Source organism: Mesorhizobium sp. WSM1343, from assembly GCF_055901535.1.
Genome location: NZ_CM148370.1, coordinates 1,566,802 through 1,583,666 on the forward strand (window position 1 = coordinate 1,566,802; position 16,865 = coordinate 1,583,666).

Sequence of the window (16,865 nt, forward strand, 5' to 3'; positions counted from 1 at the left end):
GAACACTCTCGCTGATGAAGCAGGGTGAATTCGAGAGGCCATTCATCTTTGGCCGAAATGGCAGCAGGCCTCGGATGTGTTACGAAGGGGTGCGGGGCATCAAAAATGGCCTTCCACGGAAGGGACCGCGCAGTCGGAAATCACTGCGGTGTCACGTGTCTTGGCAAGAGCGAATAAGGAAGTGTGATCGAACGCACCCGGGTCATCCGCGAAGGGTTGCGAACCTTGCCAATCTTCTTGCTGACGGCCTTCACCTGGCTGGCTGCCGCGCGGCCAGAACGCGGCTTCAGGGGCGGTTCGATCTGCGCGCTGCGGCGCTCGGTCCTGAGCCTGTCGTTGTCCCCGCGCGCCGCAGCCAAGTCGCGGGCAAGAGAAACACTGGCCTGGCGTTGCTCGTCCAGAGCCTCCTGAAGCTTAGCGACACGCACCAAAAGAGCTTGGGCGGCGGCTTCGCGCTCGATGCGTGCTCTGTCGAGATCCTCACGATTCATGACGGCTGTAGTACGTTCCCGTGCCAGAGCCTGTGCCGTCTCGGTTGCGGCCTGCTCGGCACGCTCTTTCGCTGAGACTGCCTTGGCTCGCTCCAGTTCAGCCGCCTGGCGCTCGATGCGAGCTTCTTTCAGCTCCTCAACGGCCGCTGCTGCTGCAGCGCGTTCTCGTGCGAGCGTTCGCTCCGTGTCAGCTGCGGTCCGCTCCACTTGTTGTCTCGCTGTGACCGCGTCGGTCTGTTCCTGCTCAGCCGCAGCCGTACGCTTCATGAGTGCGGCATTGGCCAGTTTCGCTTCGGCGAGATCGCCACGAAGCAGCTCCGTCTTCCGGCGCTCGTCGTCGAGTATGCCGCTCGCCTGCACTAGTGAAGCCTTGGCCGTGGCGCGATCCTTGGCGGCCTCGGTCTCAAGCTGTTCAATTTGGACGCGCGCTTGCGATAAATCGCGCGCCTGCCTTTGGGCTTGCTCCTGCTCGAGATGAGCAGCGGGCATCTCCTTAAGGACATAGCTGGCGCCCTCGCTCAGCATCGTGCCGGCCTCTCCCGCAATGCGCCGCAACGCGTCAAGGGTGCGGGCTGCCGCGAGTTCATTGCGCAACCGCTCCTCGCGCGCGTCATCGGCAGCTGCCATGCTTGCCCTCAGCGTGTGGATCTGCTTGCTCGCCTCGAGGAGCGCTGCCTGCAGAGCGGCGCTCCTGGCACGCTCGCCTTCCGCCGCCCGGTGCTCCTGGTCGGCCAATTGTCTTGCAGCGGCAGCCTGAGCACGATCCGTCCCGGTTTGCGCCTGGTTAGCCGTGAGATCCGGGCCAAGCAATTCGGCACTCGCCTGAAATCCCAACGGGCGCGAAAGGTCTCGATGGGCCTGGTCTTGGGTTTGCGAGATGGCGGAAGCGCTTTCGACCCAGATTTGTCTCGTCATCGCATAGCCAATCGGCGCAGCCAGACAAATGGCGGCGAGACCCAAGCGCGATACAAGAACGATCGGCCTGCGAACGACAGGGTTTGAGGCAGGCGCCATGGCCGGGTCGGGATCTCTCAACTGAGCTGTGAAATTCAAACCGCGATCCGCATCATAGGCCAACGGAGCAATTTTTGGCGGTGAAGCCTTATGGCGCAATCGGTTCCATGCCGACCCGCAAATCCGCTTCCCACGTTCCGCGATCGCGCTGATGGATGCTGCAAGCCGGCCAGACTGCACTCTGTTCGGTGCAGGAGCACCGGTCTCGACCACTGACGAGCACCCGCTGGGTTCGGATGTCGCGGCGAAATGTTCGATTCGCACTCCGAACCGAGAGTAGTTGGTATTTTGAGCCCGAACATCCAGGCCGACCGCATGCAAGGGGTTGGCAGCCTTGGAAGAAGCAGGCCCGGCGACAAGTCCGGCCGGGCTTTCCCATTCCCAAGAAGCCTCGTCGGCGAAACCGGATCTGCCTTCGTCAAACGCTGCAAGGCGGCGCCGTCGCACCGCGGCAAGGATACGCCGGAGCACAAGATAGACGCCCACCGATGCAAGCGTCACCACTGCGCTCAGAATGGCCAGATTTACGTCGTTTGCATACATTTCGGCAAGATAATTTGGCATTGCCGTGCCCGTGCGTTCTGGGTGTATTGCCAAGTTCATAAGCGATGTCTGGTCATTCGCCTTGGTATGCCAAGGCCTTACCGCTCTCGGAGCGTCGCTTTCTTCGGGATCCTTCTGGTCCTTGCGAATTGTTGCGGATGGCGGGGCGCCGGTCGCGTGCCGACAGATCGCCGCAGTTGATATTCCGTAGCAGGCAATGGCCGACCAAGGACGCATGCAGGGCTCTGAAACGCCGGTTTGCGCCTCTGCATAGCAACCTCGCGAGAGTTCGTCGGTGCGGACAATTCGCCATTTCCGGGCTTAGGACTGTCCATCATGAACTTTAAGCTAGGTCACAGCGCACCACGGTCAACCATCAGCTCCTAATGATCCTGCAGGCAGCCTTCGGCCAGACGAAAGGGCCATTGTAGTGCCCGCTCTTCGTAGCGAAGCTGATCGTTCCTTGTTCGGTGATGCATTCCCGCCGAGATTAGAATTCGTCGTACTGTTTCGCGAAAAGTACGACGTCAATTTGCTAAGCTGATGCAAAGCATGGTGATCCCGACAGGAATGTAGAGCGGCTGTTGGCTGACTGGCTTGACGAACCTCTGTCCAAGTTTGGCAATGATCCTACCTTGGTAACGGCACGGCACGAGAAACTGACCAAGGAAAACGGTGCCTACATCGCCAATGGGTGCATGCGAACGCTGCGGGCTGTTTACAACCATGCTCGCAAAGCCGCTCGCTCGTTGCCTGCGGACAACCCGGTATCAGCCATAGACTGGAATGCCGAACACCGGCGCAACTCCGCGCTTGGCCTGTCGGATCTGGAAGGGTGGTTCAGCCAGCTCGCTGCTTTGAAGAACCCCGTCCGGCGGGAGTTCCATCTGTTCATGCTGCTATCAGGTCATCGTCCTGAAGCAATCAGGAAGGCACGGGTAGAGCATGTCGATTTTCGCGCGCGTGTCCTGCACATACCCAGACCCAAGGGCGGTGAAATCAAGGCGTTCGACATACCGCTGTCGAACGCCATGATCCGCTGTCTGGTTCGAGTGATGCGCATCGGCGCGCCCTCTATGCAGATCAATCGCGTGACTGGCTCTTCCCGGCCGACAGCGGAAGCGGCCACATGGTCGAGCACAAAGAGAAGCGCGACGATCTGTCGAAATGGGGCAATGACCTGCGGCAGACTTTCCGCACAATCGCGCAGGCCGTAGGCGTTGCGGAGTTGGATGTTCACCTTTTGATGAACCACTCGATCCCGGGCGTCAACGCAGGCTACATCACGCGCAATAAGCTGCTGAGCGACCACCTGCGCCAGCAGCAGGAGGCCGTCTCACGACGGATACTCGAGGCCGGGCGTTCACGGCAAAACGAACCGCAGCGCCGCACTTCTGCCTGGCCCGAGCTCCCGGCCAGGCGCATCCTTGATGGGCTGATGAGCGGTATGGACTAGTGGCTGCACAGTCGCCACATTCCACCGGACATAGCGCGGGATAATGGCTGCTTCGCGCCCCTAAAGCGGACGTTAGCCGTCCGAAACGAGTAGTCCGATAGCGGGCACTCGGATAGATGTAAGCTTCCTTCTTCCCCGTCAAAAGAAGCAGGGGCCTGGTTATCGACCCGCTTCGTCAGGCTCCAAGATTGAAGCGGTCTATCCCAAAATCATCGAGTGGCGTTTCGCAACGGCCGGTCGTCATGAGTTCGGCCATGGCGTCGCCCACGCCCGGGCCGAGCTGGAAGCCGTGCCCGCAGAAGCCGAAGGCGTGGAACAGGCCTGGCGTCGTCGCCGAGCGTCCCATGACCGGCAGCATGTCCCGCACATAACCCTCGCAGCCGGACCAGGTGCGGATGACCGCGACCCGCGCGATCGCCGGCAGCAGCCGCGCGACCGCACGCAGTTGCTGCGGAAGGCGCATGGGATCGGCCGTCGCATGGCCCGGCTCCAGGTCCACCTCCACCCTTTCGGCCGCGCCGCCGAACACGATGTTGCCCCGCTCGACCTGACGCAGATAGGCGCCATGGTCCTTGTCGCGGGTCCAGATGCCAACCACCGGCAGGATCCGATGCGGCAGCGGCTCGGTCACCCCCATCTGCGGGCCGCGGGCGTCGAGCGGAACCTCTTCGCCGAACTGCGCGGCGATGCGCGCGCCCCAGGCTCCGGCGGTATTGAGCAAGCACTCGGCGGCGAACCTGCCCTTTGAAGTGGCGACAAGGAAACCGGCGTCCGTCCGCTCGATCCGTTCGACCCTGGCGTCCTCGACGATCGCCGCGCCAAGCTTGCGGGCAGCTTCGGCGAAGGCCGGCGCGATCAGCCGCGGATTGCCGCTGCCATCTTGCGGCGAGAACGACGCCGCGATCGCCTCGGGACCGAGCCCGGGAAAGCGTGCACGGATTTCACGCGGCCCGAGTTCCTGGAGTTCAAGTCCGCAAGGTCGCGCCGCCTCGGCGTAGGCCCGCATGTCGGTGAGACCGCCTTCATCGAAGATCAGCCGGATATGACCGGTGGCGCGGAATTCCACGTCGCGCCCAAGCATTTTTTCGATCTCGCCCCACAGCCTGAGCGAGCGGTGAGCCAGCGGGAGCTGGGACAGATGACGTCCGGTGCGCCGGATGTTGCCGAAGGAGGCGACGGTTGCCCCGGTGCCGATCCGATTGCGCTCGATCAGCGTCACGCGTACGCCACGCCCGGCGAGGAAATAGGCCGAAGCCGTCCCCATCAGTCCGCCGCCCAGCACGATCACGTCCATCGTCATTCCTTGTGCAGGGTGGGTGATCCTTGAACGCCGATCTTGTCCGCGTCGCTGCATTGCGTCAAAGATGGGTTTGGATAGCAGCCATAAGCTTGACCTATGGAGTGGCAATGCGGGCGCGTCAGCTCGAGGTATTCATCGCCGTCATGCGCGCGGGCACCGTGACCGCCGCGGCGCGGATGCTGAACATTTCCCAGCCTGCGCTCAGCCAGATTCTGCTTCACACAGAGGACGAACTCGGTTTCGCCTTGTTCGAGCGGGTGAAGGGTCGGCTACGCCCGACTCCGGAGGCCCTGGAGATTTTCCCCGATGCCGAGAGGCTGTCGGCAGGGCTCGACGGGCTGCGCCGCAAGACCACGGATCTGCGATTGGGGCGCGCCGGGCTGGTGAGGGTTGCTGCGTCTCCGCCGCCCGCCATGGCGATATTGCCGCGCGCGTTCACGAAATTCCGGGCGCAGCATCCCAATATATTGTTGCGTTCCCACAGCGCGCCGATCGCGGCGATCATCGACATGCTGCGCACGGGTGATGCCAGCGTCGGCGTGGCCATGGACGACCGCCTGCCTCCCGATATCGAGGCGGAAGTGATCGGCAGCGTCGGCTTCTCATGCTTGCTGCCCGCCGGGCATGCATTGGGTGGGAAAACCGAGGTGACGCTCGCCGATCTCGTCGGCGAAGAATTGATATCCTATCGCGGGAACACGCGTCCCGCCGACGAACTGGCCCATGCAGCCCGCGCGCAGGGCGTCACGCTTTCGCCGTCGCTCGAGATCGACATATCCATCTCCGCGGTCGGCTTTGTCCAGGCCGGTCTGGGTATCGGGCTCGTCGACGCCCTGCTGCCGTGGCACCAGTTTGCCGGGCTTGCCGTCAGGCCGCTCTCGGCAGGACCGGAATTCCCAATCGCGCTGCTTACTTCGCGCGCACGAGCCCTTTCGTTGGCCGACGAGCTGATGCGCGATGAAATCCGCGCGGCCTGTTCCGTTGTCTTGAGCCAGCGAGACCCAAGGGCATAAGCAAAACTTATATCCGTGCTCGTCATACGTCTTGGACCCTGGCCATCCTGTCGTGTCAGCTTTGGTTGGCAGACAGGAAGGGACGCATCATGGATGATGCCATCGCGATGGACGAGGCGCGCAACGAAGCCGGCTGGAAGGTCGGCGTCGATATCGGCGGGACATTCATCGATTTCTGCGCGCTTGAATCCCGTTCCGGTCGTGTCGCCTCGCTGAAAGTGCTGACGACGCCGCAAGACCCGGGCGCCGAGCTGATGACGGGCCTCACCCTTCTGGCTGAGCGCGAAGGCTTTGATCCCAGGCACATGACGCGCTTCGTGCACGGCACGACCGTCGGCATCAACACGGTCATCCAACGCAAGGGCGCGCCGCTCGCGCTGTTCACCAATGCCGGCTTCGAGGATGTGATCGAGCTCGCGCGGCTGCGAATGCCGGACATGTATTCGCTGTTCTGCTCGCGGCCGGACCCGCTGATCTCGCGCGACATGGTCTTCGGCATTCCGGCTCGCATGCGCGCCGACGGGAGCGAATCCCAGGCACCGGATCTGGCGGCGGTGGAGAGGGCGGTGGCCGTGGCGAAAGCGAACGGAGCGCAGGGGATCATCGTGGCCTTCCTCCATTCCTGGCGCAACGCCGCGCAGGAGGCTTCCGTGAAAGCGGCGATCACCCGCCTTGCGCCCGACCTCTTCGTCTTTTGCTCGGCCGAGGTCTGGCCGGTCATCCGCGAATACGAGCGCAGCTCGACCGCCATTCTCAACGGCTATGTCCATCCGCGCGTCGCGGGCTATCTGACGGCGCTGGAGGAGCGGCTGAAGGGTCTCGGCGCGCCAGCCCGCCCCATGCTGACCAAGTCGAACGGCGGGCTGATGAACGCTGCCGAAGGCAAGCACGCCTGCGTGAACATGCTGCTGTCGGGAACGGCCTCCGGCGTCATCGGCGCCTCGTGGCTGGCGCGTCAGGCAGGCGAAGACAAGGTTCTTACCCTCGACATCGGCGGCACCTCGGCGGACTTCGCGCTCATCATCGGTGGCGAGCCGCAGTTCGGCACAGGCGAACTGATCGGCGAATTCCCGCTCCATATCCCTTCCGTATCGGTGAGCTCGATCGGTGTCGGCGGCGGCTCGATCGCCAGTGTCGATGCGCAGGGGGTGCTGCGGGTCGGACCGGAATCGGCCGGTTCGACGCCAGGACCGGCATGCTACGGCCGTGGCGGCGAGAGGCCGACGGTGACGGACGCCATGGTGGTGTGCGGATGGCTCGGCCACAGCGAGATGGCCTATGGCCAGTTGCGGATCGATACCGGCCTGGCGCATCGTGCCGTCGGCGAGCTTGCCGCCCGGCTCGGCCGCCCCATTGAGCAGGCTGCGCAGGCGATCCTCGACATCGCTGTGTCGGAAATGTTCGTAGAGGTCGAGAAGCTCGCCTCGCGCGCCGGCGTGGACTTGCGCGATTTCACGCTGATGCCGTTCGGCGGCGGAGGGCCGATGCTCGGCACCTTCCTTGCCCGCGAACTCGGGATGAAGCGCGTCATGGCGCCGCGCCGGCCAGGCGTGGTGTCGGCGCTGGGCGGGCTGGTGGCGGACCTGCGCGGCGACTTCATCCGCACCATCTTCAGCCCACTGTCGGCCGTGTCGCTTGCCGGAATTCGCGAGGCTTTCGAGGCGCTGGCGCGTGAGGGGCGCGACTGGCTTGCGGCGCAGGGGCACGATGCGGCGGCGGAGCTCAGTCTCACCTGCGACATGCGCTATGTCGGGCAGAGCTATGAGATCGAGGTCATCCTTCTGCCGGAATGGCTGGCGGACGGCAATGTCGCCGCCATCGCGCAGGCCTTCCACCTCACCCATGAGCGGCTCTACGATTTCCACGACCCGGAGGGCGAGATCGAGCTTGTGAATGCCCGGCTGTCGGCCATAGGCGCCGGGCCGAAACTTTCCCTCCCGGAGATCGACGAGATCGATGCTCCGGCCATTCCGGCGCGCCGGCTCCCGGTCTACACGGGCGTGAGCGTCGAGACCGTCGACCTCCATGACCGGCAAGCCCTGGTGCCGGGCAGCACGTTCCACGGGCCTGCCGTGGTCGTTCAGGAAGACACCACCTTCGCCATTCCCGCGGGAGCGCAGGCACGGGTCGATCGCCATCTCAACCTTTTGCTGACCTTCGCGGAGTGACGCCATGTTTGACCGGACAAACCTTCAGGTTTTGGCGAACCATGCCCGCGCGGCCGCCGAGAACATGGCCCACACGTTGCACCGCACCGCGCACTCCGCCTTCGTCAAGGAGACGCAGGACTTTACCGTGATGCTGATGGACCGTTCCGGCGCGACCTTCGCCGTGCCGATGGAACTCGGCGCCACCTGGTATCCGGGGTTGTCCTATCACCGCGCGATCGCGATGGTCGGCGACTACCGGCCGGGAGATGTTGCCTTCACCAACGATCCCTATTCCGGCCACGTCGCCACGCACGCACCCGACACGCATCTGTGGAAGCCGGTCTTCGTCGACGACGAGATCGTCGCCTGGACCGGCGGGCATATCCACAACACCGACATGGGTGGCGCAGTGCCGGCTTCGCTCAGCCGGGCGCTGACCGAAATCCACCAGGAAGGCATCCGCTTTCCGCCCATGAAGCTGGTGAGAGGGGGCGTCTTCGACGAGACGATCCTGCGGATCATGAGCACCAACGTGCGCAAGCCCGACCTCAACATCGGCGACATCAAGGCGCTGGTCGGGGCGCTCAACACCGGCGAGCGCAAGATCCAGGCAATGGTGAGAAAGTTCGGCAAGGCCGGCTTCATCGAAGGTGTTTCAGCGCTTCTCGACCAAGCGGAAGCGCAGGCGCGCGACGTGCTGCGCTCCATGCCCGACGGCACATGGGAATTCTGCGACTATGCCGACGAGGATTCGGTCGAGGCCAATCCGTGCCGGCTGAAGCTGACGCTGACGATCAGGGGCGACGAGGCGGTACTCGACTTCACCGGCTCCGATCCGCAGCTCGGCTCCTCGCTCAACGTGCCTTCGGGCGGCGACCCGCGACACACCATGCTGCTGGTTGGCGTCTACTACGTGCTCTACACGCTCAACCCGAAGCTCCTGCTCAACACTGGCCTGACCCGGCCGTTTACCTGCATCGCGCCTTGGGGCTCGGTGCTGAACCCGGTCCACCCCGCCGCCGTGGGCATGCGCTCACTCACCTGCGCCCGGCTGCGGTCGGTCATCTTCGGCGCCTTCTCGCAAGCAGTGCCCGAGCGCCTGCCTGCGGCCCCGGCCGGCAACAACTGCATCGTCAACGTCATGACCACGGACGAGCGCACCTACCGGACCGTCATCACGGCGGTGAACCCGGTGGTCGGCGGCGGCGGGGCGATGCCGCATCGCGACGGCACCAACGGATCGGGCGCCGATGCCGCCTATCTCAAGAACACGCCGATCGAGATCACCGAGACCGAGACCCCGGTCGAATTCGTGAAATACGGGCTCGCCAGGGACAGTGGCGGGGCAGGGCGTTGGCGCGGCGGGCTGGCAACCGAGATGGCCTTCCGCGTCTTCGCCCCCGATTCCAGGATCACGGCGCGTAACCGGGACCGCAGCTTCTTCCGTCCCTGGGGCGTGCTGGGGGGCAAGGCGGCCGGCTTGTCGGATATGATCGTCAATCCGGGGACCGAGCACGAGCGGCGGCTGGGCAACATCGACACGGCGGTGCTGCAGCCCGGCGACGTGCTCGAGATCCGCTCCGCCGGAGGCGGCGGGCGCGGCGATCCGCATCAACGCGAGCCCTGGCGGGTCGCGCAGGATGTGCGGCGCGGCTATCTCTCGCCGACAGCTGCCGAACGCGACTACGGCGTCGTCATCCGCGACGGTGCGGCCGACGAGCAGGCGACGGAGCAGCTACGCGCAACCAATGAGCCATCGGCCGGCCATTTCGATTTCGGCCCGGAGCGCGAAGGCTACGAAGCACAATGGACGCTGGCGGCCTACGACCGGCTCCACGCTGTCCTGGATGCCTTGCCCATCCACTGGCGGTTCTTCACCAAGACGGAAATCTTCCGCCGCATGAAGGGGCGCTCCGGGCCGGAAGGTGTCCAGGCGGCGTTCGATGCCGTTTGCGAACGCTTCCCCGAACTGCCGCTTCCTCGCCCCGTGCGAGAGGCCGCGGAATGATCATCGCTGGCCGCTTCGTCCGGCTGGCCGAGTTCGACCGCGCAGAGGTGCATTTCTATCTCGACGGGCAGATGTGCAGAGCTTTGGCGGGCGACACTGTGCTGACCGCCATGCTGGCGTCAGGGCACGCATTGCGAATGTCCGAGTTCGGACCAGAACCGCGCGCCGGTTTCTGCTTGATGGGAGCCTGCCAGGATTGCTGGGTCTGGCAAGAGAAAGGACCGCGCCTGCGGGCATGCTCGACCTCTATCACTGACGCCGTGCGGCTGCGCACGACGCCGCCTGAGAGCTGGCCGTGAGCGAGACCTTATCGCCACGGGTCGTGATCGTCGGTGCCGGTCCCGCCGGCATAAGGGCGGCCGCGGCGCTCGTCGAGGTCGGACTCCATCCAGTGGTGATCGACGAAGGCAATCGCGCCGGCGGCCAGATCTATCGTCGCCCGCCGGTCGGGTTCGTCCGCACGCCGGAGCAGATCTATGGGTCGGAGGCGGCGAAGGCACGCGCGCTGCATGCGCTCTTCGACCGGCTGGCGGCGGGCGGGCGACTCACCCATTGCGCCAGCAGCTCGGTCATGGCCGTGCAAGAGGGGCGGCTGCACGTGTTGGGGGAGGGCGGCGTGCAGCTAGTCAGCTATGACCGTCTGATCCTTGCAACCGGCGCATCCGACCGTGTCGCGCCGGTTCCGGGCTGGCAGAGCGCCGGCGTCTACAGCCTTGGCGCGGCGCAGATCGCGCTCAAGGCGCAGGGCGTGGCGCTGGGACGGCGGATCGTGCTGATCGGATCGGGGCCTTTGCTGACACTGGTCGGTGCCCAACTCGTCAAAGCCGGAGCAGATCTGGCAGCGATGCTCGACACCTCACCTTGGCATCAGCAAATGCGAGGGCTTTGGGAACTTGCCGCCCGGCCGCTCGTCACGCTGCGCGGTCTGGCAATGCGGGCAAGGCTCGGCGGTCGCTATCATGCGGGCGTTGCGCTCGAACGTATCGAGGCCGACGGCCAAGGTGTCACGGCGATGTGTTGGCGCGACGCCGGCGGAAGGCAGCACCTCACTCCATGCGACATGATAGGCGTGGGCTGGCACCTGCGGGCGGAGACGCATCTGGCCGACCTTGTCGGATGCGCTTTCACCTACGACGAGCAGTGGCGGCAATGGCTGCCGAAGATCGACCGGATGGGGCGGGCCGGCAACGGCGTCTATCTTGCGGGCGATGGAGTTCGCCTCCTCGGGGCTGACGGGGCGGAGATCGCCGGGCGCCTTGCGGCGGCGGCGTGCCTTTCCGACCTCGGCCGCCCAGCGCCGTCCGTCAGTGTCGACCTGCGTAGGCTCGCGCGGCTCGAGCGCTTTGCCCGCGGTCTGGCGCGTGCCTTTCCCTGGCCGTCCGAGATGGTGAGCACACTTCCCGACGACGCGATCGTCTGCCGCTGCGAGAACGTGACTGCCGGAGCCGTACGCCAGAGTGCGGGTTTCGGCGGCGGCGAGGCCAACCGGGTGAAGTCGCTGTCGCGCGTCGGCATGGGCCGCTGCCAGGGGCGCTATTGCCAGTTGGCCGCAGTTGAACTTGTGGCGGGGCAGGCCGGTTGCACGCCCGACGCGGTCGGCCGGTTTCGTGGGCAGGCTCCTGTGCGGCCTGCGCCTATCGGCGCCTTTCTCCGGGAAGGCTGATGCGGTCCCGGAGGCTGGATGTCGGCACGGATCAGGTCTTAGAAATCGGCGACCTTCCCCCAGGCCGAAGCGTCGAAGCGCTGGGGATCGTAGGACTTCGGATCGACGATCGGTTTGGAGCCAGTCACCAGATCGGCGACAAGGTGTCCGGCGCCGGGTCCGATGCCGAAGCCGTGTCCCGAAAACCCGGCAGCCAGGAAGAAACCCGGAACGGTATCGATCCCGCCGATGGCAGGCACGCCGTCCGGCGTGCTGTCGATGTAGCCGGCCCAGGCCGCGCTGATCCTGGTCTGGCGCAGTGCCGGCAGAAGTTCGAGCGCCCGGGCATGGGTCAGGTGGATGGTCGCCTCGTCCGGGGCCGGATCAAGGATGCGCATCCGCTCCATCGGCGTCGGCTGGTCGAGCCGCCAGTGCCGGAGCGTTTCGTGGCCCGAGCGCATGCCCTGCAGGCCGCCCGGCGCGAGACTTCGCCAGCGCTTGAGGAACATGGGCAGGAACCGCGAGGAGAAGCGCATCTGTTGCGGCGTCACATCCACGCGGCCGCGTCCGCTTATGGCGAGCGTGTAGCCGCCGTCGCCACGGCGCGTGGCCGAAATCCTTGCCGTGTGCAACGCATCCGGAAGGCCCTCCGCGCCCGGCGAGACGGACAGGATGGAGGAGCGGATCGAAGCCTGCGGAAAGCGGAACCCGAACTGATGGCAAAACGAGGAGGCCCAGGCGCCGCCGGCCAGCACCGCCATCTTCGTCAGGATCGTTCCGCTTTCCGTAACAACAGCGCTCAGACGCCCGCCCTCGGTCTCGATGCCGCGCGCCGCGCAATTCTGGTGCACGCTGCCGCCGAGCCTGAGGATGGCCCGGGCGACCGCGGGCGCGGCCCGCGACGGATCGGCGGTGCCGTCGGTCGGCGAGAAGACGCCGCCTTTCCAGGTCCGGCCCGTGGCACGGCCACGCTCGCTGGCTTCGGCGCCTTCAAGCATGTGCGTGGTGACGCCGGCCGTTCTGGCGAAGTCACGCCAGCGCGCCCAGCCGGCCAGTTCCGCCTCGTCATTGCTGAGATAGAGCAGGCCGCAGCGGCGAAAGCCGGTTTCCTCGCCGGTTTCCGCCGCAAAGCGCTCCCACAGATCGAGGCTTCGAGTCGCCATCGGCAGCTCGCGGGCGTCGCGGTTCTGCTGCCGGCACCATCCCCAGTTCCTGGAGGATTGTTCGGCGCCGATGCGTCCCTTTTCGACAAGCGCGACGTTCATACCGCGCCTGGCCAGATAGTAGGCGGCGAAGACACCGACGATGCCGCCGCCGATCACCACCGCGTCCGCGGATTGTGGCAGTTCGTCCGACGTCTCGATGTGCTGCAGCGGCGCGCGCATGGTCCTCTCTCTGCCTAAGGCTCCAATCTAGCGGGTTGCGCAGGCAGCCGCTGCCGCAGTTGAGGCCGACGCAGAATTTTATTCCGGAACCTCGGTCGAAATCGGGAGCCGCTGCGTTTCAAGTGGATCGGCTCGGATGGACAGACCGGCAGGTCGTGGTACTGTCGATGCTCATTGGCAAGACGGCATTTTGTGCTGTGGCGTGCTTTCTCTGGAGATGGTCGTGAAACTGGATCGGATCGACATCAAGATTCTCTACGAACTGCAGAAGAACGGCCGCGTCACCAACGTCGAATTGGCCCAACTGGTGCATCTGTCGCCCAGCCCCTGCCTAATGCGGGTCAAGAAGCTCCAATCGGAGGGTTACATCGAAGGCTATTCCGCCCAAGTCAACATCGGCAAGCTCGGCCCGACGCTGACCGTGTTCACCGAAATCACCTTGAAAAACCACCGCCAGGTGGACTTCGCCCGATTTCTCGCCGTCGTGGAGAAGATCGACCAGGTCATCGAGTGCCACCTTGTGTCGGGCGGCTACGATTATTTGATGAAATTCGTGACCGCCGGCATAGCCGAGTACCAAACCATCATGGAGCGGTTGACCGACATGGATATCGGCATCGACAAGTATTTCAGCTTCGTGGTGCTGAAGTCTCCCATCGTCAAGGCGCACATGCCGCTGCCCAGCCTGTTTCCGAGGTAGTCAGCGATTGCCGCGCCGCGCTTGGCGCCTGCAGTCCGCTACCAGGTGTCCAGCCGCAAGATCGGGTGCAGTGCTTTCAATTCGGCTTGCATCTCGGCGATCATCCACGCGCGAATATCGGAGACGACAGGTCGTACCGGCCTTGAGCGCGGTGCAATCAGCTGATGGACCCGGCCCGTCTTGATCTGTCTGTCCGAGGCCGGAACAAGGGTTCCCTGAAGCAACGCCCTTGAAACGTTGCTGAGCCAGCCGAGCGCCACGCCTTCCCCGTTCATCGCGGCTTGAAGCACGACCGCGTAGTCCGAGAATTCGAGCCACTTTGCCTTGCTGGTCTTGCGGTCCGCCACACTGCCCCAGGCGTCCAGCCACTGCTCCTTGGCGTCGGTCAGGTGAAGCAAGGCATGACCTTCCCCGGTTCCGGCATGGATCAGCCGGCCGTGGGCCGACAAATAGGATGGGCTGCATACCGGAACGATGATTTCCGGCGAGAATGCCCAGTGGTGATGGTGGGTGTCGTCGTCGGCCAGGATTCTCGTGGCAAGGTCGACGTTCTCGGCTGGTCCTCGCAGAACGCCCGCGATCAGTTCGAACCTCAGGTCGACGTCGGGAAACCTCGTGTTGAAAGCCCCTAACCTGGGAACGAACCAATAGGTTGCCAGAGAACTCGAAAGAGAAAGGGTGACGACGGGCTTTGCAGCGCTGTTCTGCTTGATCCTCCGGATCACCTCCGCGATGCCGTCAAATCCCTCCCGGACCGCCGAATAGAGTGCACGTCCGTCCGGGGTCGTGATCAACCCCGCTGGACCCCGCGTGAAAAGAGGAACACCAAAATCGGCCTCGAGTTGCGCAATGCTGCGGCTGATCGATGGTTGGGTGACGTTGAACTCGCGCGCCGCGGCCGTGAAGCTACCCGACCGGACAGCGGCTTCGAAGACAAGCAGTCCGCGCGCGGAGGGAACGAGTTTTGCGAAACCAGCCATACGCCCAGCGTATAGCTACCCCAACAATTTACAAGCTTTCTAGGACCCCGGAAATGGCAAACTATAACCCTCATGAATGGGGCGGAGCAGGACGTGAAGGCAGCGGCATCTCAAACAGGCAGCACATCCAGCGATCCTCTGCTTCAGCCGTTTCGGCTCAAGGGTCTGACGCTGCGCAACCGTGTCGTCAGCACCAGCCATGCCTCGATGCTGGACGATGGCGGCCTGCCGCTCGAGCGCTACCAGCGCTATCATGAGGAGAAAGCGCGCGGCGGGCTGGCGATGACCATGGTGGGCGGCTCGGCCATGACGTCGCCCGATTCGAGCTGGGGCGGCGGTCAACTGGACCTTTCGACCGACCGCATCGTGCCTCATCTCCAGTCGCTGTCGCAGCGGGTGCATCGCCATGGCGCTGCCGTCATGTGCCAGGTCTCACACCTTGGCCGGCGCGCCACCGCCTATGCCGGGAACTGGCTGCCGCCGGTGGCGCCGTCACGCGTTCGCGAGACGCGAAACCGGAATTTTCCAAAGGAGATGGACGCAGCCGACATCGATAGGATCATCAAGGATTACGCCAGTGCCGCAAGGCGCTGCGTGGACGGCGGTCTGGATGGCGTCGAAACCGTCACCGGCGGTCATCTGATCGGTCAATTCCTATCGTTCAGAACGAACAGACGCACGGATGGTTTTGGCGGCTCGCTGGAAAACCGCGCGCGCTTCGGCCTGATGGTTCACGAGGCGATCCGCCGCGCGGTGGGCAACGATTTCGCCATCGGCATCCGGTTCGTGATCGACGAGGCGGTCGAGGATGGGTCGGATTTCGAGGAATGCCTTGCCTTCGCCAGGCTGTTCGAACGGGAAGGCCACATCGACTTCTTCAATTGCATCTTTGGCCGCATGGACACCGACCTGTCGCTGGCTGAGCAGAACATGCCCGGCATGTTCAGCCAGAGCGCGCCGTTTTTGCCGCTGGTCGGGCAGTTCAAACGGGAAACCAGGCTGCCCGTGATGCACGCCGCGGGCATTCGGGACATAGCCACGGCGCGGCATGCCATCCGCGAAAACCTTGTCGATCTGGTCGGCATGACCCGGGCGCATATTGCCGACCCCCATATCGTCAACAAGGTGATGCGCGGAGAAGAAGAACGCATTCGCCCGTGTGTCGGCGCGTCCTACTGCCTGTACAAGAAGGTGCAGTGCATTCACAATCCGGCCAGCGGCCATGAAACGATCATCAGCCATATCATCGTGCGGGCTGAAACGCCGAAACGGGTGGTCGTGGTCGGCGGAGGTCCGGGTGGGATGGAAGCGGCAAGGGTTGCCGCCGAGCGTGGCCACAGAGTGAGGCTGCTCGAAGCCGGAGCGAGGCTTGGTGGGCAAGTGCTCGTCGCGGCCTCGGCGTCCGATCGCAAGGATCTCATCGGCATAGTCGACTGGCGCGTCGACGAACTCGCGCGGCTTGGCGTGGAAGTCTGTCTCAACATCTATGCGGACGCAGAGATCGTCCTCGCCGACCAACCGGATGCGGTCATCGTTGCCACCGGCGGCGTTCCCGATATGGAACGGCTGGAGGGCACTGAGCATTGCGACAACGTCTGGGACGTCCTGACCGGGGCCGTGCCGGCGAAGGACGATGTGCTGATCTACGATGAGACTGGGCGCCAGGCCGCGGTTTCCTGCGCCTTGCATCTTGCCCGTCCGGGGCGCGTGGTCAGCTTGGCCATAGCGGATGACACGCTGGCGATCGAGACGCCCTATCCGGACCGGGTGAGTTTTCGCAAACGCGCCGCGCAACGCGGCATCCGGATCGTCAGCGATGTACGCCTGGTCAAGGCGGCGCGCCAGGGCAACGGCATCGCCGCCACGTTCCGGCATGAGCTCACCGGTGTCGAAACGGAAATGATGGCAGCCCAACTCATTGTAGAGCGCGGCACGGCACCCATGGAGGATATCTACCAGGAATTGCGGGCGCGCTCAGCCAATAACGGCGTCACCGACATAGCACTGATGACAGGAACGGAAACGAAGCGGGACAATGGTCCCCAGGCTGCCGGATCGTTCGTCCTGCACCGCATTGGAGACGCAGTTGCCAGCCGGGACATCTACTCGTCGATCTATGAGGCCTATCGGCTCGGCTCGCAATTGTAGACAGGGTGAAAGCCGACCGGGGCAGGCTGATTCCC

13 protein-coding genes are annotated in these 16,865 nt (G+C 64.4%); 9 read left to right on the forward strand and 4 right to left on the reverse strand.

Features of this window, described 5'->3' with window-relative positions; translation table 11 throughout:
• Nucleotides 1-140: 140 nt before the first annotated feature.
• Nucleotides 141-2,069 carry a hypothetical protein gene (locus AC0NIL_RS07580; protein WP_473572669.1) on the reverse strand — a complete coding sequence of 643 codons (1,929 nt, stop codon included), beginning with the start codon at nucleotides 2,067-2,069 and terminating at the stop codon, nucleotides 141-143.
• A gap of 563 nt (nucleotides 2,070-2,632) precedes the next feature.
• On the opposite strand from AC0NIL_RS07580, the gene AC0NIL_RS07585 reads away from it, so the two are divergent.
• A complete protein-coding gene (locus AC0NIL_RS07585) occupies nucleotides 2,633-3,265 on the forward strand; it encodes a hypothetical protein (protein ID WP_473572668.1) in 633 nt (210 codons plus the stop codon).
• Between the two features lie 29 nt (nucleotides 3,266-3,294).
• Nucleotides 3,295-3,504, forward strand: a complete 210-nt coding sequence (locus AC0NIL_RS07590) for a hypothetical protein (RefSeq protein ID WP_473572667.1) — start codon at nucleotides 3,295-3,297, stop codon at nucleotides 3,502-3,504.
• 175 nt (nucleotides 3,505-3,679) lie between these two features.
• Here AC0NIL_RS07590 and AC0NIL_RS07595 read toward each other — a convergent pair whose 3' ends face one another.
• On the reverse strand, nucleotides 3,680-4,798 hold the full coding sequence (locus AC0NIL_RS07595; RefSeq protein ID WP_473572666.1) for an NAD(P)/FAD-dependent oxidoreductase: 1,119 nt from the start codon (nucleotides 4,796-4,798) through the stop codon (nucleotides 3,680-3,682).
• A gap of 113 nt (nucleotides 4,799-4,911) precedes the next feature.
• Between AC0NIL_RS07595 and AC0NIL_RS07600 the strand changes: the two genes are divergently transcribed.
• The 5 genes from AC0NIL_RS07600 to AC0NIL_RS07620 all read left to right on the forward strand — a co-directional run bounded on the left by AC0NIL_RS07600 (nucleotide 4,912) and on the right by AC0NIL_RS07620 (nucleotide 11,638).
• Nucleotides 4,912-5,817, forward strand: coding sequence for a LysR family transcriptional regulator (locus AC0NIL_RS07600; RefSeq protein WP_275954297.1), 906 nt, complete (start codon nucleotides 4,912-4,914; stop codon nucleotides 5,815-5,817).
• Between the two features lie 89 nt (nucleotides 5,818-5,906).
• Nucleotides 5,907-7,985, forward strand: coding sequence for a hydantoinase/oxoprolinase family protein (locus AC0NIL_RS07605; RefSeq protein WP_473572665.1), 2,079 nt, complete (start codon nucleotides 5,907-5,909; stop codon nucleotides 7,983-7,985).
• 4 nt (nucleotides 7,986-7,989) lie between these two features.
• Entirely contained in the window at nucleotides 7,990-9,975 is a 1,986-nt protein-coding gene (locus AC0NIL_RS07610; RefSeq protein ID WP_473572664.1) for a hydantoinase B/oxoprolinase family protein, read from the forward strand.
• Nucleotides 9,972-10,274 carry a (2Fe-2S)-binding protein gene (locus AC0NIL_RS07615; RefSeq protein WP_473572663.1) on the forward strand — a complete coding sequence of 101 codons (303 nt, stop codon included), beginning with the start codon at nucleotides 9,972-9,974 and terminating at the stop codon, nucleotides 10,272-10,274. The genes AC0NIL_RS07610 and AC0NIL_RS07615 overlap by 4 nt, the downstream gene beginning before the upstream one ends.
• On the forward strand, nucleotides 10,271-11,638 hold the full coding sequence (locus AC0NIL_RS07620) for an FAD/NAD(P)-dependent oxidoreductase (protein ID WP_473572662.1): 1,368 nt from the start codon (nucleotides 10,271-10,273) through the stop codon (nucleotides 11,636-11,638). The genes AC0NIL_RS07615 and AC0NIL_RS07620 overlap by 4 nt, the downstream gene beginning before the upstream one ends.
• Before the next feature lie 38 nt (nucleotides 11,639-11,676).
• On the opposite strand, the gene AC0NIL_RS07625 is transcribed toward AC0NIL_RS07620, so the two are convergent.
• Entirely contained in the window at nucleotides 11,677-13,002 is a 1,326-nt protein-coding gene (locus AC0NIL_RS07625; protein ID WP_473572661.1) for an NAD(P)/FAD-dependent oxidoreductase, read from the reverse strand.
• 223 nt (nucleotides 13,003-13,225) lie between these two features.
• On the opposite strand from AC0NIL_RS07625, the gene AC0NIL_RS07630 reads away from it, so the two are divergent.
• A complete protein-coding gene (locus AC0NIL_RS07630) occupies nucleotides 13,226-13,702 on the forward strand; it encodes an Lrp/AsnC family transcriptional regulator (protein WP_473572660.1) in 477 nt (158 codons plus the stop codon).
• Between the two features lie 38 nt (nucleotides 13,703-13,740).
• Here the strand turns inward: AC0NIL_RS07630 and AC0NIL_RS07635 are convergent, their stop codons facing one another.
• Entirely contained in the window at nucleotides 13,741-14,682 is a 942-nt protein-coding gene (locus AC0NIL_RS07635; protein WP_473572659.1) for a LysR substrate-binding domain-containing protein, read from the reverse strand.
• A gap of 72 nt (nucleotides 14,683-14,754) precedes the next feature.
• Between AC0NIL_RS07635 and AC0NIL_RS07640 the strand changes: the two genes are divergently transcribed.
• Entirely contained in the window at nucleotides 14,755-16,830 is a 2,076-nt protein-coding gene (locus AC0NIL_RS07640) for an NADH:flavin oxidoreductase (RefSeq protein WP_275954289.1), read from the forward strand.
• Nucleotides 16,831-16,865 lie beyond the last annotated feature (35 nt).